Origin of the sequence: Streptomyces sp. GQFP, from assembly GCF_021545335.1 — a bacterium.
In the GTDB taxonomy this organism is placed as follows: domain Bacteria; phylum Actinomycetota; class Actinomycetes; order Streptomycetales; family Streptomycetaceae; genus Streptomyces.
Genome location: NZ_CP089312.1, coordinates 5,810,223 through 5,833,654 on the forward strand (window position 1 = coordinate 5,810,223; position 23,432 = coordinate 5,833,654).

The following is a 23,432-nucleotide window of genomic DNA, read 5'->3' on the forward strand; positions in this document are numbered from 1 at the left end:
CCTGCCTCCGTGCGCCCCGCGCGCGTGACGCCGTTGTCGCGGAATTTCCCCAGTCTTGGCACAGGCGTCGTTTTCGTGTCCCGGATGTCACCTGCGCGTCGTACGCTCCGTGCGGGAAAGACTCTCGACGCGGCTGCAGGTCGCAGCCGCAGAACGCAGACGTAAGGCAGGCCCGACAGACATGGTCAGCTCCGAGTACGGGCGGAAGATCGCAGCCCGGTTCGCCACCTTCGACCAGGACGGCAACGGCTACATCGACCGCGAGGACTTCAGCGTGGCGGCCAAGGCGCTGCTCGCCGAGTTCGGCACCCCCGCCCGGTCCGACAAGGGCCAGGCACTCTACGGCGGTGCCGAGGCATTCTGGCAGGGCATGGCGGGGATAGCGGACCGGGACGGCGACCAGCGGATCACCCGCGACGAGTTCGTGAACGGCGCCGTGAAGCGGCTGCGCGACAACCCCGCCCGGTTCGCCGAGATCGCCCGCCCGTTCCTGCACGCGGCCCTGGCCGTCGCGGACCTGGACGGCGACGGCGCGGCCACCGTCGGGGACGCCGTGCGCGTCCTCAGGGCGCTCGGCGTGCCCGAGGACATCGCCGCCATGGCCGCCGCGACCCTGGACACCGACGCGGACGGCCGGATCGCCGAGACGGAGATCGTCGACGCGTTCGCCCGCTACTTCACCGTCCCCGACTCGGACACGGGCGCCGAGGGCTCCGCGTAGCGTTCACGCAGCTTGTACTTGAGCACCTTCCGCAGGGTCTCGTTGCGCGGAAGGGCGTCCACCACCTCCAGCCGCTCCGGCAGCTTGTGCACGGACAGCCCTTCCGACCGCAGATACGCGGTCAGCGCGGCCAGCGTCAACTCCCCCTCCTCCGCGGCTCGTTCCACGACCGTGCACACCAACTCCCCGCGCTCCGCGTCCGGCAGCCCGATCACCGCCACGTCACCCACCCCCGGATGCGTGTGCAGCAGATCCTCGATCTCCTTCGCCGAGATGTTCTCGCCCTTGCGGATGATGACGTCCTTGAGCCGCCCGGTGAGCACCAAGTGCCCGCTCCCGGTGAGGAATCCGAGGTCACCGGTGCGCAGAAAGCCGTCCGCGTCGAACGCCTCAGCGGTCTGCGCGGGGTCCAGGTACCCCCGGCACACGGCCTCCCCGCGCAGCCGCACCTCGCCGTCCACCACCCGGATCTCCATCCCCTCCGGCGGACGCCCCTCCGTCGTCGCCAGGTTCTCGACCGTGTCGTCCGGCGCCCCCATGGTGATCATCGGCACCTCGGTCATCCCGTACCCGTGCGTGAGCTGCACGCCCATCTCGCGTACGACGGAGTGGTAGACCTCCGGCGGCTTCGGCGCCCCGCCACCCGCCAGCAGCCGCAGGGACGGGATCACCGGAACCCCGGGCTGCTTGCGCTGCTCGGCGAGGAACATGGAGTAGAAGGCAGTGGACCCGCCGGCCACCGTCACCCCGTGCTTGCGGTACCCCTCCAGCGCGTCCGGCAGCGCGAACTGCTCGAACATCACCGCCGGGAACCCGTACAGCAGCAGCATCACCGTGTAGTCGGGGCCTCCGATATGGGCGTACGGGAAGGCCATCGAGCCGACGTCGGACTCGCTGAGCCGCAGCGCGTGCGCGAGGCAGGAGCCGCCCGCGATGAGTGAACGGTCCGTGTGGAGCACGCCCTTGGGGTCGGAGGTCGTTCCCGAGGTCCAGTAGATCCAGCGGACGGAGGTGCCGTCGGCGGGCGGGGGCGGCAGCAACGCCGGGTCCCCGTCCGGCAGTTCGGCACTCCCGTACGCCTGGAAGATCCCCTTCGCGCCGAGCCGCCGCGCCATCTCCGTGTGGTCGAAGCCGCGCCACACGCCCGGTACCGCGAAGAACTCCGCCTTCGACTCCCTTAGCGCGAAGCCGACTTCGCGGTCCCGGTAGAAGGGGATGACCGGAGACTGGACGGCGCCGAGGCGGGTGAGCGCGAAGGAGAGCAGGGCGGTCTCGATACGGGTGGGCAGCTGCCAGGCGACGACCGTGCCGGGGCGTACGCCCATGCCGTACAGGCCCGCCGCCACCCGCTCGGAGCGGGTGCGGAGTTCGCCGAAGGTGAGGGAGCGGTCGTCCTGGAGCAGGACGGGCCGGTCGGGGGTGAGTTCGGCGCGGCGGGCCACCAGTTCCCAGAGGGTACGGGCCGAACCCAGGGCGTGTGCGGTGTCGACGACGTTCACATGGCCCCCAGTAGCTGACGAGTAGTCAGATCGTGCGGGGAGCGTAGGGCTTCATGCCTTGTCGGTCCATAGGAGCGGGACTAACCTTCTAGGGGTGCTTGTAGCTGACGGTCCGTCAGATGATTGTCCGTCAGATAATCACCGGCAACTGGCCAGGCGGAGGGGACCCATGACCGAACTGCCCCGCATCATCAGCGTCGACGACCACGTGATCGAACCCGCGCACCTCTTCGAGACCTGGCTGCCGGCCAAGTACCGCGACAAGGGACCGAAGCCCTTCACCGCCGGAATCGGCGAACTCGCCTACGTGGGCGGCAAATACCGCATCACGACCGACCCCGAGGGCCCGGTCACCGACTGGTGGCAGTACGAGGACCTGCAGTTCCCGTACAAGCGGATCATCGCGGCCGTCGGCTTCTCCCGGGACGAGATGACCCTCGACGGCATCACCCGCGAACAGATGCGCCGCGGCTGCTGGGACCCCAAGGCCCGCCTCGCCGACATGGACCTCAACCACGTCGAGGGCTCCCTCTGCTTCCCCACCTTCCCCCGCTTCTGCGGGCAGACCTTCGCCGAGGCCCAGGACAAGGAGGTCGCGCTGGCCTGCGTGCGCGCCTACAACGACTGGATGGTGGAGGAGTGGTGCGGCGACAGCGGCGGCCGGCTCATCCCGCTGTGCCTGATCCCGCTGTGGGACGTCGAGTTGGCGGTCGCGGAGATCCGGCGCAACGCCGAACGCGGGGTACGGGCCGTGACGTTCTCGGAGATCCCGACCCACCTCGGGCTGCCGTCGATCCACTCCGGCTACTGGGACCCCTTCTTCGCGGTGTGCGAGGAGACCGGGACGGTCGTCAACATGCACATCGGCAGCAGCAGCCAGATGCCCGCCGCCTCCCCGGACGCCCCACCCGCCGTACAGGCCTCGCTGAGCTTCAACAACGCGATGGCGTCGATGATGGACTTCCTGTTCAGCGGTGTGCTGGTGAAGTTCCCGGCGCTCAAACTCGCCTACAGCGAAGGGCAGATGGGCTGGATCCCGTACGCCCTGGAGCGCGCCGACGACGTGTGGGAGGAGCACCGGGCGTGGGGCGGGGTCAGGGATCTGATCCCGGAGCCGCCGTCGACGTACTACTACCGGCAGATCTTCTGCTGCTTCTTCCGTGACAAGCACGGCGTCGCCTCGATCGACGTCGTCGGCCGGGACAACGCCACCTTCGAGACCGACTACCCGCACGTCGACTCAACCTTCCCGCACACGAAGGAAGTTGCCCTCGACCATGTGAAGGGTCTCGACGACGAGACCGTCTACAAGCTGATGCGCGGCAACGCGATCCGTATGCTCGGCCTCGACCTGGACAAGTAGTGGACCTCTCCGACACCCCCCAAGAGGCGGAATTCCGGGCGCGGTTGAGGGAGTGGCTGGCGAAGGCGCTCCCCTCCGTCCCCGCGAAGCCCTCGCCCGACGACTGGCCCGGACGGCGCGCGTACGACCTCGGCTGGCAGCGGACGCTGTACGACGCCGGGTACGGCGAGGTCCACTGGGGCGCCGACCCCGCCGTACGGATGATCTTCCTGGAGGAGACCGAGAAGGCCGGCGCGCCCTATGTGGGCGCCAACTTCGTCGGGTTGCTGCACGCCGGGCCGACCGTCGCCGCCGAGGGGAGCGAGGAGCAGAAGGCGCGTTGGCTGCCTGCCGTGCTGCGCGGTGAGGAGCTCTGGTGCCAGGGGTTCAGCGAGCCGGACGCCGGTTCGGACCTCGCGGCGCTGCGCACGCGTGCGTGGCGCGACGGCGACGACTATGTGGTGAGCGGCTCCAAGATCTGGACCTCGCACGCCGAAGTCGCCGACTGGTGCGAGCTGTTGGTGCGCACCGACCCCGACGCGCCCAAGCACCGCGGTATCACCTGGCTCGCCATGCCCATGGACGCGCCGGGCATCACCGTACGGCCGCTGCGCACGCTCGCCGGGTCGAACGAGTTCGCCGAGGTCTTCCTCGACGAGGTCCGGGTGCCCGTCGCCAACCGGGTCGGCGAGGAGAACGACGGCTGGCGCGTGACCATGGTGACGCTGTCCTTCGAGCGCGGTACGGCGTTCGTGGGGGATGTGGTCGCCTGCCGTCGCGTGCTGGGTGAACTCGCCCTGGCGGCACGGGAGAACGGGCGCTGGGAGGATCCCGTACTGCGGCGGCAACTCGGGCGGCTGAACGCCGAGTTCCGGGCGCTGTGGCGGCTGACCCAGTGGAACGTCAGCGAGGCGCGCGAGGGAGTGCCCGGGGTCGGCGGGTCGGTGTTCAAGCTGCGGTACTCGCACGCCCGGCAGGAGTTGTACGAGGCGGCGGCGGAGGTCCTGGGGGACTGGGCGGCGCTCGATCTCGAACGGCCCTGGGTGCTCGACCGGTTGTCCTCCCTCTCCTACACCATCGCCGCCGGCACCTCCCAGATCCAGCACAACATCCTTGCCGAACGCGTTCTCGGGCTGCCGAAAGGGCGGTGACCTCGCACATGCGGTTCCAACTCACCGAAGATCAGCGGGCGTTGCGGGAGGGCGTACGGGGGCTGCTGGCGGGGCGCTTCGGGCGCGAGCGGCTCAGGGCGGCCACGGAAAGCGCACCTGACCTCGACCGGGAGCTGTGGCGGGAGTTGGGGGAGGCCGGGTTCTTCTCGCTGCGGTTGCCGGAGGCGGCGGGCGGGGTCGGACTCGCGCTGCCCGAGGCGGTGTTGGCGTTCGAGGAGGCGGGGCGCGTGCTCTTGCCCGGGCCGCTGATCGCCACCCATCTCGCGGCGGGCGTCGTGCCGGGCGCGGCGACGGGGGAGACGGTCGTGACCGTCGTCGACGGGGGCGGGGTGGTGGAGTGGCTGGCGGCGGCCGATGTCGTACAGGGGGATGCCGGAGGGGCGGTACCTGTGCGGTCGGTGGATCCGCTCACGCCGCTGCACCGGGTCGCCGCCGATCCGGACTCCCCGTCGGCCGGTGGCGGTACGGACGTACTCCTGACCTCTCTCCTCACCGCCGCCGAGCAGCTCGGTAGCGCCGCTCGGGTGTGCGAGCTGGCCGTGCAACATGCTCGGACCCGTGAGCAGTTCGGGCGGCCGATCGGGGCCTTCCAGGCGGTGCAGCATCTGTGTGCCGGGATGCTGGTGCGGGTCGAGGTGGCGCGGGCGGCGGTGTACGCGGCCGCAGTCACTGCCACACCGGCGGACATCGCGGCGGCGCGGCTGCTGGCCGACGAGGCCGCCGTGCGCGGAGCCCGCGACTGCCTCCAGGTACACGGAGGGATGGGCTTCACCTGGGAATCGGACGTCCATCTGTATCTGAAACGGGCCTGGACACGGGCCCGGCGACCCGGTTCGGTGACGGAGTGTGAGGAGTTGCTCGCCGCTGAGTTACTGGCCGAGGCGTCGTGACGGGACCCGGAACCCGGGCCGGAGCTGGGGTCGGTCGACGGTGGCCGGATTCATGTCATGGATCGTGGCGTAATGGAAGTGTGATGAAGGTGTGCGGCAGTTACTGAGCGTCGATACCGGGTTGTGTCCTTCGCGGGACTCGTCACGGCCCGGAGTCGTGTGTTCGCTCCGGTACCGTCTGTGAGATGCGAGCGGTTCCGAGGTCGAGCCATCACGGTGTTGCCCCTGAGGCGGCCCCGGATCCGGCAGTGCGCGCCGCTCGCGGGGCGGGTCGGAGTTCCGCGCCCGCTTGTTCGACTTCCCGTGACGAGCGTCGCACAGTATGCCGCAGGCGTACTCCTTCGCGTTGGAATATGCCCGAAGCGCTTGTTGGGGTGACTGTACGTCAACCATGCTTTCTCGTAAGGGACTCACGTTCCGTGATCCCTGATCTGGCCGTTGGCCCAACCGTTGTTCTGGGCATGCAGAAAATGGCTACGATCGTGGCCCTCGTGCGGCGCGGGGCGATGTGTCCGCCGGTTCGGATGGTGTGAGCGGTGCAGGTGCTTCAAGTGCAGCTGGAGATCCGGCCCGACCCCACGGAGGTGGGGCGGGCCCGGAGATGGGCGCGGTCACGGCTTGCCGGGTCCGGGGTCGCGGACGACGAGCCGCTGGCCGAGACCCTGATCCTCCTTGTCTCCGAGCTGGTCACCAACGCGGTGGTGCACACCGGGTGTCCGGCCGTGCTGCGGCTGTCCTTCCAGGGCGCGCCACAGGGGGTGGTGGCCGGCGGGTTCGTCCGGCTGGAGGTCGCCGACCTGAGCCCCTGTCCGCCCGCGCCCCGGCACGCCGACGGCGACGAGACCAACGGGCGCGGCCTGGAACTGGTCGACGGGCTCGCCGACCGCTGGGGGTGGAGTCCCGAGGGCGTCGGCAAGCGCATCTGGTGCGAGCTGGACCGATGTCCGGCTCCCCCGGCGCCGCATGGGGGTGGCAGTGGCAGCGCGGTGGCGGCCACGGCTTCAGTCACGTCCGTGACTAGGACTTCGGCTTCGGCTTCGACTTCGGTCACCGCTTCCGCGTACGGGGGCATGGCGGCGTACGAAGCCGTGTGACGTCTGCGTCCGTGGCCTGTTGATGCGGCGCTCGGCGGGGCATCGGTGCAGAAATGCCCGGTTTTCCGGCCGGGTGTGGTGGGGTGCGCCGGGGTGTGCCCCTGTGCGCGGTTGTCGCAAAAAGGGCGTAAGCGATAAATCCCCGAACGGGTGTTGACGTGACGTGACCACTTGAACACGCTTGTGTTCAGTGCGATTCGCCGTGAGGGGACGGCGAGGGTTTCGGTGACGGGGGCCCTCGGCGAGTGCGGATCGCGATTCGGCGTCAGCCTCCTCAGGGGCAAGGGGGCGGGGTGGGAACGCCGAAGGCGGGTGGCGGCGCGCGATGCCGTACTTGGGGTGGGCAGTGGCGCGCCGCCGGCCGGCCAGCGGGGGCTAGAGGATCGCTACGGGTGCGACGGGGCTGCCCGTGGCACCCGTGAACGGTTCTGGGGTCGCCGACAGCAGGAACTCATAGCGGTTCTCTTGTCCACAGGCTGTGGACAACTTTTCGAGATTCCAGTTCTGGCCCTGTGGCATCCCCATCTCCACCAGGTCGAGCGCGTGTACGGGCATCCAGAGATCCTCCGACTCCGGCGGAAATATCTCAAAGGTGAGTGTGTCGTTCGCGACCGCCGAGACGTCCCGCGCGTGGAACCACTCCGGCGTACGGATCGACAGTCCGGGCGAGGGGTACGTGTACCCGTGCTTGTCGCCGGCCAGGTACACCTGCATCTGCCCGGTCCGTACGAGCACGATGTCACCGGCTCGTACGCGTGTTCCGGCGAGTTCCTCCGCCGCGTCCAGGTCCTCCGGGGTGACCGCGTGCCCCCCGTCGAGCCGGTCGACACCCCGCGCGCGGGCCACGTCCAGCAGCACCCCGCGCGAGACGACATGCGGCGCCTTGTCGGCGCCGGCGAACTCGGCGCCGGAATGGGCGGTGATGCTGCTCGCCGGGCGGCCGTTGTAGAGCTTCCCCGAGTGGGAGGCGTGGGCGAGGGCATCCCAGTGGGTGCCCGCCTGGAGCCCCAGGGTCACGATGTCGTCGCTGGTCGCGACTGTTCCGGAGCCCGGTGGCCCGAACAGCTCCTGGTTGATCTGGATCATCGCGTGTACGGGGTTCAGCCGGCCCGGAATCGCCCCGGTCTGGACGCCGTCCTGCTGTAGAGGGAGGGCGAGGGGGATTCGGTGTCCGGTACGGACGGTCGCGGCGGCCTCTCGGACGACCTGGTCGGTGATGAGGTTGAGGGTGCCGAGCTCGTCGGCTTCCCCCCAACGCCCCCAGTTGTTCACGCGTTTGGCGATGGCGTGGAACTCGGCCGGCAATGACATGAGTCCGGTCCCTCCCGGGGCTTGCCTCCGGATATCTGACGGGTCATAAAATCTAACGGTCCGTCAGAAACCGCGGGAAGGGGTCGGCATGGGGAACTTCTTGGCAGGCAAGGTGATCGCCGTGACCGGCGCGGGGCGGGGGATCGGCCGGGCGGTGGCGTTGGGTGCGGCGGCGGAGGGGGCGCGGGTCGTCGTCAACGACTACGGGGTGTCGATGGACGGCGCGTCCCCGGCCAGCGAGGTCGCCGAGGGCGTCGTCAAGGAGATCGAGGCGGCGGGCGGGGAAGCCGTCGCGGTGGCCGACGATGTGTCCACGATGGCGGGCGGTCAGCGGGTCGTTGACGTCGCGGTGTCGTCGTACGGGCGACTGGACGGTGTGGTCTGCGTCGCCGGGATCCTGCGCGAGCGGATGCTGTTCAACATGTCCGAGGAGGAGTGGGATCCGGTCGTCGCCACGCATCTCAAGGGCACGTTCACGGTGTTCCGGGCGGCGTCGGCGGTGATGCGGCAGCAGCGGGCGGGGACGCTGATCGGGTTCACCAGCGGCAACCATCAGGGGTCGGTGTCGCAGGCCAACTACAGCGCGGCCAAGGGCGGGATCATCTCGCTGGTGCGGAGCGCTGCGCTTGGCTTGCACAAGTACGGGGTGAGTGCGAACGCGGTTGCGCCGGTTGCTCGTACGCGGATGTCGGCCAACGTTCCTATGGAGTTGGCGGAGATCGGGGAGCCGGAGGATGTGGCTGCGTTGGTGGTTTATCTGCTGTCCGATCGCGCGGCGGAGCAGGGGATCACTGGGCAGGTGTACACGGTTGCTGGGCCGAAGATCGCGGTTTGGGCGCAGCCTCGGGAGTTGCGGGCGGCGTACGCCTCCGGCGGGTGGACGCCGGAGCGGATTGCGGAGTTTTTGCCGGGGTCTGTGGGGGCGGATCCGATGCCGATGCTTTTGCAGTTGGAGCGGATGGAGAAGGCGGCGCGGGAAGGGGCTCGGCCCAACGCCCAGTAGCTCGGGGGTGCGTGTGGTTTGGCGGGTGCGGGTGCGTTGTGGCTGATCGCGCAGTTCCCCGCGCCCCTGGGTGGGTGTCGGCGTCCGGCGTTTGGAGGGGAGCCTCGTGGAGTTTGGGTTCAGTGCCATTGATGAGGAGTTCCGTCGGGAAGCTCGGGGGTGGCTCTGTGCGCATGTTGATGAGGCCGGTGATCGGCGGGCCTGGGAACGGGTGTTGGGGAAGGCCGGGTGGATTGGGCTTTCCTGGGGGGAGGGTGGGTATGGGAATCGCAGTCTTGGGTTGACCCAACAGGTTGTCTGGGCTGAGGAATACGCGCGGTCTGGGGCGCCTGTGCGGTCCGGGCACATTGGGGAGAATCTGCTCGCGCCCACGCTTCTCGCGCATGGGACCGAGGAGCAGCGGGCGCGGTTTCTGCCGCCGATCGCCGCCGGTGAGGAGCTGTGGTGTCAGGGGTACAGCGAGCCTGGGGCGGGGTCTGACCTTGCCGGGGTGAGTACGAAGGCCGAGCGTGCCGCTGACGGGACGTATCGGATCACCGGTCAGAAGATCTGGACTTCCCTTGCCCATGAGGCCGATTGGTGCTTCGTGCTCGCCCGTACGGAGGCGGGGTCGAGTCGGCATCACGGGCTTTCGTTTCTGCTCGTACCCATGGATCAGCCGGGGCGGATCGAGGTTCGGCCCATTCGGCAGATGACCGGGACCAGTGAGTTCAACGAGGTCTTCTTCGACGGGGCGTGTGCGCGGGCGGAGCATGTTGTCGGGGGCGAGGGGGGTGGCTGGGGCGTCGCCATGAGTCTGCTCGGGTTCGAGCGGGGGGTGTCGACACTGGCCCAACAGATCGGGTTCGCCGGGGAGTTGGGGCGCGTTGTGCGGGCCGCCGTCGACAGTGGCGCGGTGGCGGATCCCGTCGTACGGGAGCGACTCGTGCGGCAGTGGGCCGAGTTGCGGGTGATGCGGTGGAACGCCCTGCGGACGTTGGGGGGTTCGGCGGATGTCGGCGGCGCGGCGAGCGTGGCCAAGCTGTTGTGGGGCGGGTGGCATCAGCGGCTGGGGGAGCTGGCGATGCTGGTGCGGGGGGCGGCTGGTGGGGTGGGGCCGGTGGACTGGTCGGCTGGGGCGCCGTACGAACTCGACGCCGCGCAGCACCTGTTCATGTTCTCCCGGGCCGACACGATCTACGGCGGCTCCGATCAGATCCAGCGCACGATCATCGCCGAGCGCGTGCTCGGTCTGCCCAGGGAATCCAGGGAATCCAGGGAATCCAAGGGAATCAAGGGGGTTGGCTGATGCGCGGGGTGCTGTTCGACGGGAAGCAGGTCCAGGTCGTCGACGATCTGGAGGTGCGGGGGCCGGGGGCCGGGGAGGTGCTGGTCGCGGTTGCGGCTGCCGGGTTGTGCCACAGCGATCTCTCCGTCGTGGACGGGACCATCCCCTTTCCCGTTCCTGTCGTGCTCGGGCACGAGGGGGCGGGGGTGGTGGAGGCCGTTGGGGACGGGGTCACGCATGTCGTATCCGGGGACCACGTGGCCCTGTCGACGCTCGCCAACTGCGGTGCGTGCGCGGAGTGCGACCGGGGGCGGCCGACCATGTGCCGGCAGGCGATCGGGCGGCCCGGGCGGCCGTTCAGCCGGGGCGGGCGGCCGGTGTTCCAGTTCGCGTCCAACTCCGCCTTCGCGGAACGGACGGTGGTGAAGGCCGTGCAGGCGGTGCGTATCCCGAAGGACATTCCCATGACCTCCGCCGCGCTCATCGGGTGCGGGGTGCTGACCGGGGTGGGTGCCGTGCTCAACCGGGCCAAGGTGGACCGCGGGGACAGTGTGGTGGTGATCGGTACGGGTGGGGTCGGGCTGAACGTTCTGCAGGGCGCGCGGATCGCTGGGGCCCTGCGGATCGTCGCCGTGGACGCGAATCCGGCCAAGGAGGAGGTGGCTCGGCGGTTCGGCGCGACCGACTTCCTGACGTCCACGGAGGGGGTACGGGAGGTTCTGCCGCCGGGTGTCGACCATGTGTTCGAGTGCGTGGGGCGGGTGGAGCTGGTCCGGCAGGCCATCGATCTGCTCGACCGGCACGGGCAGGCGGTGCTGCTCGGCGTACCGCCCGCCACCGCCGAGGCGTCCTTCCTCGTCTCGTCGATGTACCTGGACAAGTCGATCCTGGGCTGCCGGTACGGGTCCTCGCGGCCCCAGCGGGACATCGCGCTGTACGCCGAGCTGTACCGCGAAGGGCGGCTGCTGCTCGACGAGTTGGTGACCGAGACGTATCCGGTCGAGGACTTCGAGAAGGCGGTGGGGGACGCGGAGGCGGGGCGGGTGGCTCGGGGGGTGCTGACGTTCTGAGGCGCGGGGGATCACCTGCTGACTCGGGGGATGACTCCTTGGGTGTCGGGATCGCTTTCTGAGTGGGGCATGCCAGGAGTTGTCCACAGGCGCCGGAAATCCCCTGGGGCGTTGTCGGTCCCGACCTCTACCTTCGGCCCATGAGCTATCGCGACGTCGCCTCGAAGCAGATCCTGATCTGGGCCTGCACCTCTGTTGGCGCGCGTGTGCCGGTGGCCATGGCTCCGCTGGCTCTGGTGTTCCTGGTGCGCGAACGCCCGGGTGGCTATGCGCTGGGTGCGGCGCTCGCCGCCGCGTTCGTGATCGGGGAGATGATCGGCGCTCCGGTCGTCGGCCTGCGGCTGCGTCCCGACCGGGCCCGTCCTCAGCTTGCCGTGGCACTCGCGGCCGGGACCGCCGGATTCGTGGGGCTCGGGGTGTTGCCGGGGGCGCATCCCGTGGTCCTCGCCGCGTTCGCGTTCCTGGCCGGTGGCGCTCCGGCCGCGGTCGCCGGCGGGCTGCGCGCGATGCTCACGACCCTGGTCCCGGCGCGTGCCGTGACGCAGGCGCTGTCCACCGAGTCCATGCTGAACTCGGGCATATGGGCCGTCTCCCCGGCCGCCGTCACCGGCCTCGCGCTGGGCGTGGCACCGCGCGTCCCGCTGCTCCTCGCCGCTGCCCTGATGGCGTCGTCGATCGTGGGCCTGTGGCTGCTTCCGGCGGGCTGGGCGGCGCCGGACGAACACCGGACGGAGGGCAAGGGCAAGGGGAAGGGGAAGGGGCGGGGGAGGGGGAGGGGGCCTTCGCTGCTCGGGCTCCTGGTCGCCGCCTGGCCCGTGTACGTCACGGGTGCGGCCGGGCTCACCCTGCTCGGCCTGGCCGAACTCGTCCTGCCCGCGCTTCTCGAACAGCGCGGCATCGGCGTCGGCTGGTCCGGCCCGATACTGACGGGACTGGCGGTGGGCGCGGGGCTGGGTGCCTTCCTCTACGGCGTCCGGTCCTGGCCGGGACGGCTGCGCACCCGGAGCGTGGTGCTGATCGGCGGTATGTCGGTCTGCGTGACCGCCGCCGCGCTGATACCGCACACGGCCGGGGTCGCCGCCGCGCTGGCCCTGGGCGGCATGCTCCAGTCGGGCGCGCTGGTCACCCGCAACCTGTCCCTGCGCGAGGCGCTTCCGGCGAGTGCGCTGGCCGCGGGGTACTCGGTCATGTACGCGGCTGCCAGCGCGGGTTACGCGGCGGCGGGCTCGCTCGCGGGCGCCCTCCTCCAGGTGACGGCACCGTCCACGGCCGTCCTGGCAGGCGTGGCCCTGACGCTGGTGCTGACGGCCGTCGGGTGGTGGGGCGAGACGCGCTCCGGTGACCGTCCGGCTGACCGTTCGGCGCCGGGTTCAGCGCATGACACCGATCCGGTCGCTCCCGTCCGCCCCCACGCCCCCGGACCGGAAGGTACGGCGATACGCGGTCGGCGTGACGCTGAGGATCGCTTGTAGGTGCTGCCGCATCGACTGGGCCGTGCCGAAGCCCGCGTCCCGGGCCACCTGGTCGACGGACAGGTCGGTGGACTCCAGGAGGTGTCGGGCCCGTTCCACACGCTGCTGGGTGAGCCACTGGCCGGGGCTGACGCCGACCTCCTCACGGAACCGGCGCGTGAACGTCCGTACCGACATCGACTCCTGCTCGGCCATGTCGCGCAGCTGGAGCGGTTCGTGGAGGCGGCCAAGGGCCCAGGCGCGGGCGGCAGTCGTGGTGGCCAACTGGGGTGCCGGTACCGGGCGTTGGATGTACTGGGCCTGCCCGCCGTCGCGGTGCGGTGGTACGACCGTACGGCGGGCCACGTCGTTGGCGACGGCGGCGCCGTGGTCGCGGCGCACCATGTGCAGGCACAGGTCGAGCCCGGCCGCGACGCCGGCCGAGGTCAGGACGTCGCCGTCGTCGATGAACAGGACGTCCGCGTCGACCTCGATCTTCGGGAAGGTCCGCTGGAAGTGCTCGGCGTCGGCCCAGTGCGTGGTGGCCGGGCGGCCGTCGAGGTGACCGGCGGCGGCGAGGACGTACACGCCGGTGCAGATGGAGGCGAGCCGGGTGCCGGGCCGGATGTGGGCGAGGGCGGCGGCCAGTTCGTCGGTCAGCACGCCCTCCTCGAAGACCGGGCCGATTTGGTACGACGCCGGGACGATCACCGTGTCGGCGGTGGCCAGGGCCTCCGGGCCGTGGGCGACCTGGATGGCGAAGTCGGCGTCGGTCTCGACGGGGCCCGGCGGGCGGATCGAGCAGGTCACGACCTCGTACAGGTACCGGCCGAGGGTGTCCTTGGGGCGACCGAAGATGCGGTGCGGGATGCCCAACTCGAAGGGGAGCAGACCGTCGAGGGCGAGGACGACGACGCGGTGGGGCCGGAAGTCCGCGTCCCCTTGCGGGCGGGGGGAGGTGATGGAGGTGATGGGGGCGATGGGGGCGATAGCCATGGCCCGATCCTAACGAATGCTGTCTCTCCGGCCACTCGTTCGGGGAGTCCGCAGGTCGGAAGCTTGACGGCGTGACGACGACAGAGACATCCGACGCCGCCGGTACAGCTGATTCCGCCAGTGATCTCCGAAAGCCCGGCCGAGCGCCGCGTCTCCGCATCCACAGGGCGTGGTTCGTCGCCGCCGTCGCCTTCGTGACGATCATCGGCGCCGCCGCCTTCCGCTCCCTGCCCGGCCTGCTCATCGACCCGCTGCACCAGGAGTTCGACTGGTCGCGCGGCACGATCGGGGCCGCCGTCTCCATCAACCTGGCGCTGTACGGGCTGACGGCGCCGTTCGCCGCCGCTCTGATGGACCGGTTCGGCATCCGGCGGGTCGTAGCGGTCGCCCTCGCGGTCATCGCGCTGGGCTCGGGCCTGACCGTGTGGATGACGGCGGCCTGGCAACTGATGCTGTGCTGGGGCATGTTGGTCGGTCTGGGCGCCGGTTCGATGGCGCTGGCCTTCACGGCGACGGTCACCAACCGCTGGTTCACCGAGCGCCGGGGCCTGGTGACGGGCATCCTCACGGCCGCCTCGGCCTCCGGCCAGCTGATCTTCCTGCCGCTGCTGTCGTGGATCATCGAGACGTACGACTGGCGCCCGGCGGCGGTCACGGTGTCCCTGGCGGCTCTGACGGTCATCCCCTTCGTCTGGCTGCTGCTGCGCGACCATCCGGCGGACGTGGGCTTGAAGCCGTACGGGGCGCGGGAGTTCGTACCAAAGCCGGCCCCGGTGCAGGGCGCGGCGCGCCGCACGGTGAAGGTCCTCCTCTCGGCGATGCGCACGGGCCCGTTCTGGCTCCTGGCGGGCACCTTCGCGATCTGCGGGGCCTCGACGAACGGCCTGATCCAGACCCACTTCGTACCGGCGGCCCACGACCACGGCATGCCGATAACGGCAGCCGCCTCCCTGCTGGCGGTCATCGGGGTCTTCGACGTGGTCGGCACGATAGCCTCCGGCTGGTTCACCGACCGCTACGAACCGCGCCGCCTACTGGCGGTGTACTACGCGCTGCGCGGCGTCTCGCTCCTCTTCCTCCCGATGCTGCTGGCGCCCTCGATCCACCCTCCGATGATCTTCTTCATCGTCTTCTACGGCCTCGACTGGGTCGCCACGGTCCCGCCCACCATCGCCCTGTGCCGCGAGCACTACGGCGACGACAGCGCGATCGTCTTCGGCTGGGTTCTCGCCTCCCACCAGGTGGGGGCGGCGTTGGTGGCGTTCCTCGGGGGGATGGCGCGGGATGTCTTCGGGTCGTACGACGTTGTTTGGTATGCGTCGGGGGCGTTGTGTGCGGCGGCGGCGTTGATGGCGTTGGTGATACGGCGGCGTGGGTCGGCCGGGGTGGTGGGAGCCCTGGCCTGAGGGATTCCGGCGGGGGACCGCGACACCCCGTCAACGTCCGGGAGCAGCGGCAACCGGTGCAACGACGCCATGCCAGGTCCGGCGGTAGCCCTCTCGAAGAGGCCCGCCGACCAGGTCGAGGATCTCCATGGCTGCGTCGATCAGGCGCTCGGGGTCTCCCGACTCGCACAGGTGCAGGTGCCCTTCCAGCAGGGCGGCCCCACGCTCCGCGTCCGCCTCCAGAAGGCGTCGCGGCAACCACTTCCCGCGACCGATCCAGGCGTGGTGGTGGTCGCAGAGCAGGTCGGCCGCTGTGTCGAGAACGAACCCGGCCACTGCCAGCCGCTCCATGCGGTCGCCCGCGTCAGCGAGATCGTCCAGCGCGTCCGTCAGCCCGTACCTCTTCGTCTCGACCGTCTCAGGTTCCAGCGTCGGCGGCCCCTTTCGGAGTTCCGCTTCGGCCAGGGCACGCGCCCGCCCGGCCTCGCCATTCCTGTCGACCAGGACGATCCCGGCGGCATACATGCTGATCAGGACCGCACGACGTGCAGCGACGTCCGCCGCGAAGAGCTCTGCGAGACCGGCACGGGTGTGGACGAAGAGCTCCACGACGCGTCCCTCGAACCGAATCGTCTCCCGGCAGGTCTCGCCACCGTCTTCGACGAGGACCGCTATGTCCAAGTCACTGCGGGGAGTGGCCCGCCCGGCAGCCGTCGACCCGGCAAGGATCACGGCGAGCGCATCGGGGAAACGGCCCTGGGCGAGACGTCGCGCTTGGTCGACGGGATCCGTGTTCATGACGAAATGGTTCCAGGGTCCCTGATCAACAGCGACCGGGTTTTCCCTGCCCACGGCCTGCCCACGGCCTGACTATGACGAACCGTGACGGGACCGGGAGTGCGATGGACGGGTACAGGGCTTCAGCCTCTGTGGTCAAGGGGCGCGAACCGAGCCTGCGGCGGAGCCGCGTAACAGATGGCCTGGATCTGCTGCCCGTTGCCGTACCGGTGAGTGGCCTCGCCGGTTCTGCGCCAGCCGAGACGCTCGTAGAGGCGGATGGCGGCCGTGTCCTTGGTCATGACGTCCAGGACGAGGCGTCGGTTGTGGCGCAGCGCGTAGTGCGTGGCGGTTCGGACGAGCCGCTCGCCCAGGGCCAGTTTCCGTGCGTCCCTGACGACGAACAGGCGGGCCAGCACCGCGATGTGCTGTTCGTCGTCCCCGCTCTGGCCCGCCCACAGGGTTACGGCGTCCTCGCCGCGCGGGTGCATCACCGCCACGTGGCCCACGATCCGCCCGTCGGCCTCGGCGACCCAGGAGGCGAGTACGTCGTCCGAGCGCAGCCATGCCTCCGGGTGGGCGACGCCCTCGACCGGGTAGCCGTCGGTGGCGTGGACGTCGGTCAGGGCCGCTGCCGCGCCCGGGAGGTCCGTGTCCTCGTAGGGGCGGATGGCGATGATGCTGTACATGTCGGGCTCCTGCTGGGTTCGGCGGCTACTCGACGGGCAGTTCGTAGAGCAGGCCGGTGCGGTCCGCTCGGTGCACGTAGCGGGACACCTCGAACGGCGCGCCCTCCTGGTCCAGGCTCGTGTGCAGGACCTCGATGACGGGGACGCCGGAGGGCAGGGCGAGGACGCCTGCTTCGGCCGGTGTCGGCATGCGCGCCGTGATCTCGTCCCGTACGCGGGTCATGACGTGGCCGAGTTCTTCGAGCCGGCCGTAGATCCCGTCCTTGCCGGTGTCGGGCCGGGTGAGCGGTGTGCCCTGTGCCTCGGTCCAGCGGAGGTACGTCGACACGATCTGGACGGGCTCGTCGTCGGCGAAGTAGTGGTTCTCCCGGTGCAGCACGCTTTCGTCGTCGGCCGGGACGCCGAGGCGCTCGGCGACGTCCTGGGGTGGGCGGCCCCGGGTGATGCCCACGACGTCGATACGGGCCTCCTTGCCCTGGCGTTTCGCTTCGAGCCGGAAGGGCGTGAGGCCGGTCTCGCGGTGCGCGCGGGAGTAGCGGTCGCTGCCGAAACGGAGGAGCCGTCGCGGCTTGCGTACGAAGACGCCGCTTCCGTGACGGGCCGTCACCAGCCCTTCCTCGGCGAGGAGTCGGATTGCCTCGCGGGCCGTGTTGCGGGCGGCACCGTACTGCTGGGCGAGGGCGCGTTCGGACGGCAGCTTGTCGCCGGGCGCGAGATGCCCGGCCTCGATGGCGGCTCGCAGTTCTTCCGCGATGCGCCTGCTCGGCGGTGGGTTCGGGGAGGAGCCGGGCGTCGTCATGACCGCAGCATAACAACTGGCTTGAGCCAGTTGCTTGACGAGGGTGGGCGTCTGTGGCAAAACTGGCTTGAGCCAGTAACCGTCGGTCGTGGTTGGCCGGTCGGACGATGCCGGGGCGGTGCCCTACCGCCAAGCAGACACACCGCCCCGGTTCCCTCGGAAGGGACCCCCATGATGCACGCGATGCCGACGTCGGCCCACCCCGCCGGGGTGAGCCCGTGACGTACGACCGAAACACCTGCTCCACGCCTCCCGTCGGACTACGGCTGCTGCCCTGGGAGACCGACACCGGCAAGCCTTGTTTCCTGTCCACGGGTGAAAGCCCCGGCAGGTTGTCCCGGCTCGCGGACGAGATCGAGGCGGACCAACTCCGCGACGGAGCAGACGTACTTGGGGGTGCGAGGGCAGTCCTGGACGACCTCAAGGCCGGGGAGGGCACCCTGCGGCGCACGCTTCGGGCCGTTACGCAGGTACTCGGTGACGTGCTCCGCGTCGCCGACAGCCGAGGGGCCCGACTGCCCGAGCCTGAGGGCGAGTTCGGGACCGGCGGGCAGGAAGTCCGCGGTGGTGGGTGCCCGTGAGTTCAGCCACCGCACCTGCTCTGTCCGTCGAGTGCCCCGTGGGGCGCGAGCCCGACTACGCGGACATGCACACCCGGTGCCGTCAGATCGAGGACGTACCGCTGCCGCACGGAAGGGGCATCCTGCTCGTGCCGCGCCGCCGGTGCTCGTGCCGTCGGAGGCAGTCGGGGGTGCGCGCGTCCAAGTAGGCTGAAGCCGAACTCACCCGCTCGGAAAGGCTCCCCCGTGACTCTCGGTGCAACCGGCGTGCTCGGTGCGGTTCTTGGCGACGTCTCCTCTCGCGCTTCGACGCGGGAGCGGTAACCGGCCGTACCGGCTGTCCCTATCTACATCTACTCGGACGCCCGCGCGACCCTGCTGTCCGCTCTCCTCCTCGTCGAAGCGCTCTTCGTGCCCCCGCACGTTCGATCACGAGGAGTACTACGTCGTGTCCACGAATCGATGGACCGAGAGCACCGTCGTCATTGACGACCGCACGCGTGCCGACACCGCCTACCGGCTGGCCTGCGAAGGCAACGCCCTGCTGTGGCAGGGCGACTTCCACAACGGACGTCAGCTGCTGGCGGCGATGGGACGCCGCATCGATCGGAAGCCGCTTCGGGCAGGAACCACCCCGGCGGATATGTTCTGGGCGTACCGCCGGTCCCGTGTCCACCGCGCCCGGGTGCTCGGGCGGGTCCTGGCCCGGCTGGAGGAGGACTACTCGCTGGCGTTGCGCCGAGCCCCCGACGTACGCCGGGCCTGTGTGGACGCCTACGGTCCGTCGGAAGGCCCTTCGGTGGTTCCCCTCCGGGAGCTGCTGGGCGTCATCGGGGCGCGGCAGTGGCGGGAGAAGGGGGTGGAGGTGCCTGCCCTCGGCGCCCGCATCCACCCCCACTACGGGGTGTTCTCCCCGGTGCGGGGTGAGTACGTCGATCTGGTCGCGCGGGCGCCCCTGCCCGCGTTCCGTACGGCCTGCAACGCCTTCGACCTGGGGACCGGGACCGGGGTGCTCGCCGCGGTCCTGGCCCGACGGGGTGTCGAGCGGGTCGTCGCGACCGACATCGGGGCGCGTGCTCTGGTCTGCGCGCGGGACAACGTTGCCCGGCTGGGCCTCGGCAACCGCGTTCGGGTCGAGGGTCCCACGCTCTATCCGGGTGGCCGTGCCGGGCTCGTCGTCTGCAACCCGCCCTGGATTCCCTCGCGGCCCGTCTCCGACCTGGAACTGGGCGTCTATGACGCGGACGGCGGCATGTTGAACGGCTTCCTGGCGGGGCTGGCCGATCGTCTGGAACCGGGCGGCGAGGGTTGGCTCGTCCTGTCCGACCTGGCCGAACACCTGGGACTACGGACCAGGAACGAGCTGCTGGACGCTATAGGGGCGGCGGGATTGAGGGTGGTGGACCGGGTCGACACCCGGCCGTGTCATCCTCGGGCGAAGGACCGCACCGACCCCCTCCACGCGGCCCGTGCCGCGGAAGTCACGTCGCTGTGGAGGCTGGCGGCTGCCTGAGGTGGGCCTGGTCGTCCTCGAGTCGGGTGAACCGTCCGCGATGGAACAGCAGCGGGGGGTCCCCATCGTCGCCCGTCCCCAGCGCCTCCACCCGCCCCACGACGATCAAGTGATCGCCCCCCGTGTGCACCGCCTGGATCGTGCAGTCGATCCAGGCGGCGGCGCCCGCGAGGCGGGGGGAGCCTGAGACGGGCGTCGGCTCGTGGTCGACGCCCGCGAACTTGTCCGTGCCGCTCCTCGCGAAACCGCGGCACAACTCGCCCTGCTCGGCGCCCAGTACGTTGACGCAGAAGACGCCCGCGCGGGCGATCAGCGGCCAAGTCCTCGACGTACGGCCGACCATGAAGACGACCAGGGGTGGGTCGAGAGAGAGGGCGGCGAAGGACTGGCAGGCGAAGCCGGCAGGGGCGGTCTCGCCTTCGGCGGGCGGGGCGGTGATGACGGTGACGCCGGTCGCGAAGTTGCCCAGTACGCGCCGGAATTCGGCCGGGGGGACCGGCGCTCGCTCGTCGTCGCCGACCGCCCGTAAGTCCGGCCGGGGCAGCGCTTCTACGGGGGCCGCGACCGTGGGTGCCGTCGTAGGTGCGCCGGCCGATCTGAGATAACGGACGGCAGCCGCCGCCATTCCCGCTTGTCCCAACATACGTTCCATTGGAACTGACGGATCGTCAGAAGTGAAGCCCTGTAGGGGAGTCAGCTGCCGTTGTAGCGAGGGGCTCGGCGTTCCACGAAGCTTGCGACGCCTTCCGCCGCGTCCGCCGTCCCCATGTTGATCTCCTGGGCGGCGGCTTCGGCCGCGAAGGCCGACGCGCGGTCGCTGTCGAGGGAGGCGTTGATCAGCTGCTTGGTGAGGGCGAGGGTTCGGGTCGGGCCTGCGGCCAGGCGTTCCGCCCATTCGCGGGCCGTCTTGTGGAGGTCCTCGGCCGGTACGACCCGGTTGACCAGGCCCAGACGTTCGGCGTCCGGGGCGGTCAGTGCGTCGCCGAAGAACATCAGCTCCTTCGCGCGCTGTGGGCCGATCAGGCGGGGGAGAAGGTATGCGCCGCCGCCGTCGGGGACCAGGCCCCGGCGTACGAACACCTCTATGAACCGGGCCTGTTCGGCCGCCAGCACCAAGTCGCAGGCGAGCGCCAAGTGGGCGCCCAGGCCCGCCGCCGTGCCGTTCACCGCCGCTATCACCGGCTTCTCGCAGTCCAGGATCGCTGAGATCAGGCGCTGGGCGCCCTGGCGGATGACTCGCGCCACATCACCGGCGATCCGTTCGCCGGTCGGCTGTCCGCCGCCGCCTCCTCGCAGGTCCGCGCCCGTGCAGAAGCCTCTGCCCGTGCCGGTCAGGACGACCGCTCGTACGGCGGGGTCGGCGGAGGCGTCCGAGAAAAGTTGGATCAGGTGTTCCCGCTGGTCAGGGGTGATGGCGTTGAGGGTTTCGGGGCGGTTGAGGGTGATCCACGAGACCTGATTGTCAGTGGTGTGCAGTATCAATGAATCAGCTGACACAGCGGATATTTCCGGTGTGCTGGATTCTTCGGGGGAGGAAGTCATGTGGGTGCTGCTCCGTTTCCTACGGTGGGCAGGGTGGTCGCTAGGACAGTGGCTGGTCGGCGTCCGGGTCCGGTCCCGGGCCGCACACCGCCAGTGCGTCCAGCGCCACCGCGCCCTGTCCCCTGGGCAGCACCATCAGCGGGTTGATGTCCAGCTCCGCCAGCTCGTCCCCGAGTTCCAGCGCCATGCGCTGCACCCGCATGACGACCTCGACGAGCGCGTCCAGGTCGGCCGGGGGGCGCCCCCGGACCCCGTCCAGCAGGGCCCGCCCGCGCAGCTCGGTCAGCATGTCCCGTGCCTGGTCGTCGCCGAAGGGCGGCACGCGTACGGCGGTGTCCCGCAGGACCTCGACGAGGACGCCGCCGAGTCCTACCGTCACCGTCGGGCCGAACAACTCGTCGTGCGTGACGCCGACGACCATCTCGACGCCCCGCTCGACCATCTGGCACACGAGTACGCCGTCCAGGTCCACGCCCTCGTAGCGGGCGATGTCGGTCAGCTCGCGGTAGGCGTCGCGGACCTGGCTGGCCGAGGTCAGCCCGATCTTCACCAGGCCGAGCTCTGTCTTGTGGGCGATCTGGCCGCCCGACGCTTTCATCACCACCGGGTAGCCCACCAGCCCCGCCGCCCGGACGGCCGCCGCCGCGCTGGTCACCAACTGCTCGCGCGGTACGCGGATGCCGTACGCGCGCAGCAGCAGCTTGGCCGCGTGCTCGCTCAGCGCCTGGCCGGGTCGCATCAGCGCCCGCGCCTTGCGGAAGCTGGGCGAGGGGGTGCGCGGGGCCTCGTCGAAGGGGGAGCGGTAGGAGGCGATGAAGCGGGCGTGGTCGAGGTGGGCCCGCACCGCTGTCACGCAGTTCGCGAAGGTGCGGAAGGTGGCCACGCGGGAGGAGCCGAGCAGGGTCTCGCGGTACGCCGACTCCGTGCCGACCGGCGACCCCCAGATCACGCACACCAGCTTGTCCGTCTGCTCGGCCGCCTCCACGAGGTCTCGCGCGAGCTTGTCGCTCATCGGGGGGAAGGGGCCGGTGATCGGACAGACCAGGACGCCCACCTCGGGGTCGGCGAGGATCGCGTCGATGATCTTCCGGCCGCGCCAGTCGCCGACCGGATGCCCGCCGCTGTCGACGGGGTTGGCCACGTTCAGGTAGTCGGGTATCCACTGGTGCAGCTCGGTCTGCTTGGCGGCGGAGAGCGTCGGCAGGTGCAGGCCGGCCTCCGTCGCCAGGTCCGCGAAGTGCGCGCCCGTGCCGCCCGAGATCGAATAGACGGCGACCCCGTCGGCGAGCGGGGGGCGGGCCCGGGCCAACAGGGCTGAGGTGTCCTGGAGTTGGTCGAGTCCGTCGACGCGGATCACCCCGTACTGCCGCATCGCCGCGTCCACCACCGTGTCGGCGCCGGTCAGTTTGCCGGTGTGGGAGGCGGCGGTGCGGGCGCCGGTCTCGGTGCGGCCCACCTTGACGGCGACGACCGGTACTCCGCGCCGGGCGGCCCGGTCGGCGGCCAGGAGAAAGGAGCGGCCGTCCTTCAGGCCCTCGACGTAGCAGGCGATGGCGCCCACCTCGGGCTGTTCGGAGAAGTACGAGATGAAGTCGGCGGTCTCCAGATCGGCCTCGTTGCCGGTGGGGGCCCAGTGGGAGAGGCGGATGCCGAGTTCCTGGAGGGCGAAGACGGGGCGGCCCTGGTGGCCGGACTGGGTGATCAGGGCGATCGCCGGGCCGTCGAGGTCCTCGCGGAAGTGCTCGAAGGCGTTGAGGTTGGTGTTCGGACCGAGGAGGCGGAGACCGGAGCGGCGGACGGCGGCGGCGAGACGGGCCTGTGCCTCGGCACCCGCCTCGCCCGTCTCCGCGAACCCCGACGCGAAGGCGACGGCGAACTTCACCTTGGCCTCGGCGAGTTGCCCCACCACGGGAAGGGGATCGGCGACCAGGAGTACGGCGAGATCGACCTGCTCGGGCAGGTCCGCGACGGAAGGGAAGCAGGGTATGCCGAAGACGGCCTCGCGGGTCGGGTGCACCGGGTGCAGCCGGGCGCCGACCCGCTCGGCCCACGCCAGCAACTGGCGGGTGATACCGGTGTTCGGCCGCCCCTCGGCGTCCGAGGCACCGACCACCGCCAGGGACTCGGGCCGGAAGAAGCGGTCGAGATCGGGCACGCCGGCGTACAGCGGCCGGCCGCCGACGTCGAGATCGTCGACGTCGGCGGGCCTGCCGTGCACGACCGGCGAGGGCTGCTCGCCGCAGGCGATGACCCGGGCCCGGCGGGAGTCGGTGGTGAGGGTGCCGTGGGTTGATCCAAGCATCGGTCCACCCGATCCTGTGTGACAGCCAATTAACTGACGCAGTGTCAGG

Annotated in this window: 22 protein-coding genes; 13 read left to right on the forward strand and 9 right to left on the reverse strand. The window is 70.4% G+C overall.

The window, feature by feature from the left end:
- Positions 1 to 181 precede the first annotated feature (181 nt).
- The gene (locus tag LUX31_RS26010) at positions 182 to 721 is read left to right on the forward strand and encodes an EF-hand domain-containing protein (protein ID WP_235477497.1); all 540 of its coding nucleotides are present in this window, start codon (positions 182 to 184) and stop codon (positions 719 to 721) included.
- On the opposite strand, the gene LUX31_RS26015 is transcribed toward LUX31_RS26010, so the two are convergent.
- The gene (locus LUX31_RS26015; RefSeq protein ID WP_235477502.1) at positions 673 to 2,220 is read right to left on the reverse strand and encodes a class I adenylate-forming enzyme family protein; all 1,548 of its coding nucleotides are present in this window, start codon (positions 2,218 to 2,220) and stop codon (positions 673 to 675) included. The genes LUX31_RS26010 and LUX31_RS26015 overlap by 49 nt on opposite strands.
- Positions 2,221 to 2,389: 169 nt before the next feature.
- On the opposite strand from LUX31_RS26015, the gene LUX31_RS26020 reads away from it, so the two are divergent.
- From LUX31_RS26020 to LUX31_RS26035, 4 genes are all read left to right on the forward strand, one after another.
- Positions 2,390 to 3,583: an amidohydrolase family protein gene (locus LUX31_RS26020; RefSeq protein WP_235477504.1), complete on the forward strand. Its 1,194-nt coding sequence runs from the start codon at positions 2,390 to 2,392 to the stop codon at positions 3,581 to 3,583.
- Positions 3,583 to 4,713, forward strand: a complete 1,131-nt coding sequence (locus LUX31_RS26025) for an acyl-CoA dehydrogenase family protein (protein WP_235477506.1) — start codon at positions 3,583 to 3,585, stop codon at positions 4,711 to 4,713. Before LUX31_RS26020 ends, LUX31_RS26025 begins: the two co-directional genes overlap by 1 nt.
- Positions 4,714 to 4,721: 8 nt before the next feature.
- Complete coding sequence (locus tag LUX31_RS26030) at positions 4,722 to 5,624, forward strand: acyl-CoA dehydrogenase family protein (protein ID WP_235477514.1); 903 nt, start codon at positions 4,722 to 4,724, stop codon at positions 5,622 to 5,624.
- 536 nt (positions 5,625 to 6,160) lie between these two features.
- The gene (locus LUX31_RS26035) at positions 6,161 to 6,718 is read left to right on the forward strand and encodes an ATP-binding protein (protein WP_235477516.1); all 558 of its coding nucleotides are present in this window, start codon (positions 6,161 to 6,163) and stop codon (positions 6,716 to 6,718) included.
- 375 nt (positions 6,719 to 7,093) lie between these two features.
- Here the strand turns inward: LUX31_RS26035 and LUX31_RS26040 are convergent, their stop codons facing one another.
- Positions 7,094 to 8,029, reverse strand: coding sequence for a cyclase family protein (locus LUX31_RS26040; protein WP_235477518.1), 936 nt, complete (start codon positions 8,027 to 8,029; stop codon positions 7,094 to 7,096).
- An 88-nt stretch (positions 8,030 to 8,117) separates the two neighbouring features.
- On the opposite strand from LUX31_RS26040, the gene LUX31_RS26045 reads away from it, so the two are divergent.
- The 4 genes from LUX31_RS26045 (at position 8,118) to LUX31_RS26060 (ending at position 12,841) form a co-directional block, all read left to right on the forward strand.
- Positions 8,118 to 9,032 carry an SDR family oxidoreductase gene (locus tag LUX31_RS26045; protein ID WP_235477520.1) on the forward strand — a complete coding sequence of 305 codons (915 nt, stop codon included), beginning with the start codon at positions 8,118 to 8,120 and terminating at the stop codon, positions 9,030 to 9,032.
- A gap of 106 nt (positions 9,033 to 9,138) precedes the next feature.
- Positions 9,139 to 10,320: an acyl-CoA dehydrogenase family protein gene (locus LUX31_RS26050; RefSeq protein WP_235480053.1), complete on the forward strand. Its 1,182-nt coding sequence runs from the start codon at positions 9,139 to 9,141 to the stop codon at positions 10,318 to 10,320.
- Positions 10,320 to 11,369, forward strand: a complete 1,050-nt coding sequence (locus LUX31_RS26055; protein ID WP_235477521.1) for a Zn-dependent alcohol dehydrogenase — start codon at positions 10,320 to 10,322, stop codon at positions 11,367 to 11,369. The genes LUX31_RS26050 and LUX31_RS26055 overlap by 1 nt, the downstream gene beginning before the upstream one ends.
- Positions 11,370 to 11,509: 140 nt before the next feature.
- A complete protein-coding gene (locus LUX31_RS26060; RefSeq protein WP_235477522.1) occupies positions 11,510 to 12,841 on the forward strand; it encodes an MFS transporter in 1,332 nt (443 codons plus the stop codon).
- Here the strand turns inward: LUX31_RS26060 and LUX31_RS26065 are convergent.
- Positions 12,740 to 13,816: a GlxA family transcriptional regulator gene (locus tag LUX31_RS26065; RefSeq protein WP_235477526.1), complete on the reverse strand. Its 1,077-nt coding sequence runs from the start codon at positions 13,814 to 13,816 to the stop codon at positions 12,740 to 12,742. The two genes, LUX31_RS26060 and LUX31_RS26065, sit on opposite strands and share 102 nt — an antisense overlap.
- Before the next feature lie 71 nt (positions 13,817 to 13,887).
- Between LUX31_RS26065 and LUX31_RS26070 the strand changes: the two genes are divergently transcribed.
- Positions 13,888 to 15,222 carry an MFS transporter gene (locus tag LUX31_RS26070; protein WP_235477528.1) on the forward strand — a complete coding sequence of 445 codons (1,335 nt, stop codon included), beginning with the start codon at positions 13,888 to 13,890 and terminating at the stop codon, positions 15,220 to 15,222.
- Positions 15,223 to 15,252: 30 nt separating this feature from the next.
- Here the strand turns inward: LUX31_RS26070 and LUX31_RS26075 are convergent, their stop codons facing one another.
- From LUX31_RS26075 to LUX31_RS26085, 3 genes are all read right to left on the reverse strand, one after another.
- Positions 15,253 to 15,999, reverse strand: a complete 747-nt coding sequence (locus tag LUX31_RS26075; protein WP_235477531.1) for a nucleotidyltransferase domain-containing protein — start codon at positions 15,997 to 15,999, stop codon at positions 15,253 to 15,255.
- A 122-nt stretch (positions 16,000 to 16,121) separates the two neighbouring features.
- Positions 16,122 to 16,667 carry a GNAT family N-acetyltransferase gene (locus LUX31_RS26080; RefSeq protein WP_235477532.1) on the reverse strand — a complete coding sequence of 182 codons (546 nt, stop codon included), beginning with the start codon at positions 16,665 to 16,667 and terminating at the stop codon, positions 16,122 to 16,124.
- A gap of 25 nt (positions 16,668 to 16,692) precedes the next feature.
- Positions 16,693 to 17,466 (reverse strand): GntR family transcriptional regulator, encoded by a 774-nt coding sequence (locus LUX31_RS26085; RefSeq protein ID WP_235477534.1) that lies wholly within the window; start codon positions 17,464 to 17,466, stop codon positions 16,693 to 16,695.
- A gap of 218 nt (positions 17,467 to 17,684) precedes the next feature.
- Between LUX31_RS26085 and LUX31_RS26090 the strand changes: the two genes are divergently transcribed.
- From LUX31_RS26090 to LUX31_RS26100, 3 genes are all read left to right on the forward strand, one after another.
- Positions 17,685 to 18,047 carry a hypothetical protein gene (locus LUX31_RS26090; protein ID WP_235477536.1) on the forward strand — a complete coding sequence of 121 codons (363 nt, stop codon included), beginning with the start codon at positions 17,685 to 17,687 and terminating at the stop codon, positions 18,045 to 18,047.
- Positions 18,044 to 18,235, forward strand: coding sequence for a hypothetical protein (locus tag LUX31_RS26095; RefSeq protein ID WP_235477538.1), 192 nt, complete (start codon positions 18,044 to 18,046; stop codon positions 18,233 to 18,235). Before LUX31_RS26090 ends, LUX31_RS26095 begins: the two co-directional genes overlap by 4 nt.
- A 239-nt stretch (positions 18,236 to 18,474) precedes the next feature.
- The gene (locus LUX31_RS26100; RefSeq protein ID WP_235477540.1) at positions 18,475 to 19,539 is read left to right on the forward strand and encodes a methyltransferase; all 1,065 of its coding nucleotides are present in this window, start codon (positions 18,475 to 18,477) and stop codon (positions 19,537 to 19,539) included.
- On the opposite strand, the gene LUX31_RS26105 is transcribed toward LUX31_RS26100, so the two are convergent.
- From LUX31_RS26105 to LUX31_RS26115, 3 genes are read right to left on the reverse strand one after another with little or no spacing between them, the layout of a single operon-like run.
- Positions 19,508 to 20,182, reverse strand: a complete 675-nt coding sequence (locus LUX31_RS26105; protein WP_235477542.1) for a flavin reductase family protein — start codon at positions 20,180 to 20,182, stop codon at positions 19,508 to 19,510. The genes LUX31_RS26100 and LUX31_RS26105 overlap by 32 nt on opposite strands.
- A gap of 50 nt (positions 20,183 to 20,232) precedes the next feature.
- Positions 20,233 to 21,081, reverse strand: a complete 849-nt coding sequence (locus LUX31_RS26110; RefSeq protein WP_235477543.1) for an enoyl-CoA hydratase/isomerase family protein — start codon at positions 21,079 to 21,081, stop codon at positions 20,233 to 20,235.
- 40 nt (positions 21,082 to 21,121) lie between these two features.
- Positions 21,122 to 23,383 carry an acetate--CoA ligase family protein gene (locus LUX31_RS26115; RefSeq protein ID WP_235477545.1) on the reverse strand — a complete coding sequence of 754 codons (2,262 nt, stop codon included), beginning with the start codon at positions 23,381 to 23,383 and terminating at the stop codon, positions 21,122 to 21,124.
- Positions 23,384 to 23,432 lie beyond the last annotated feature (49 nt).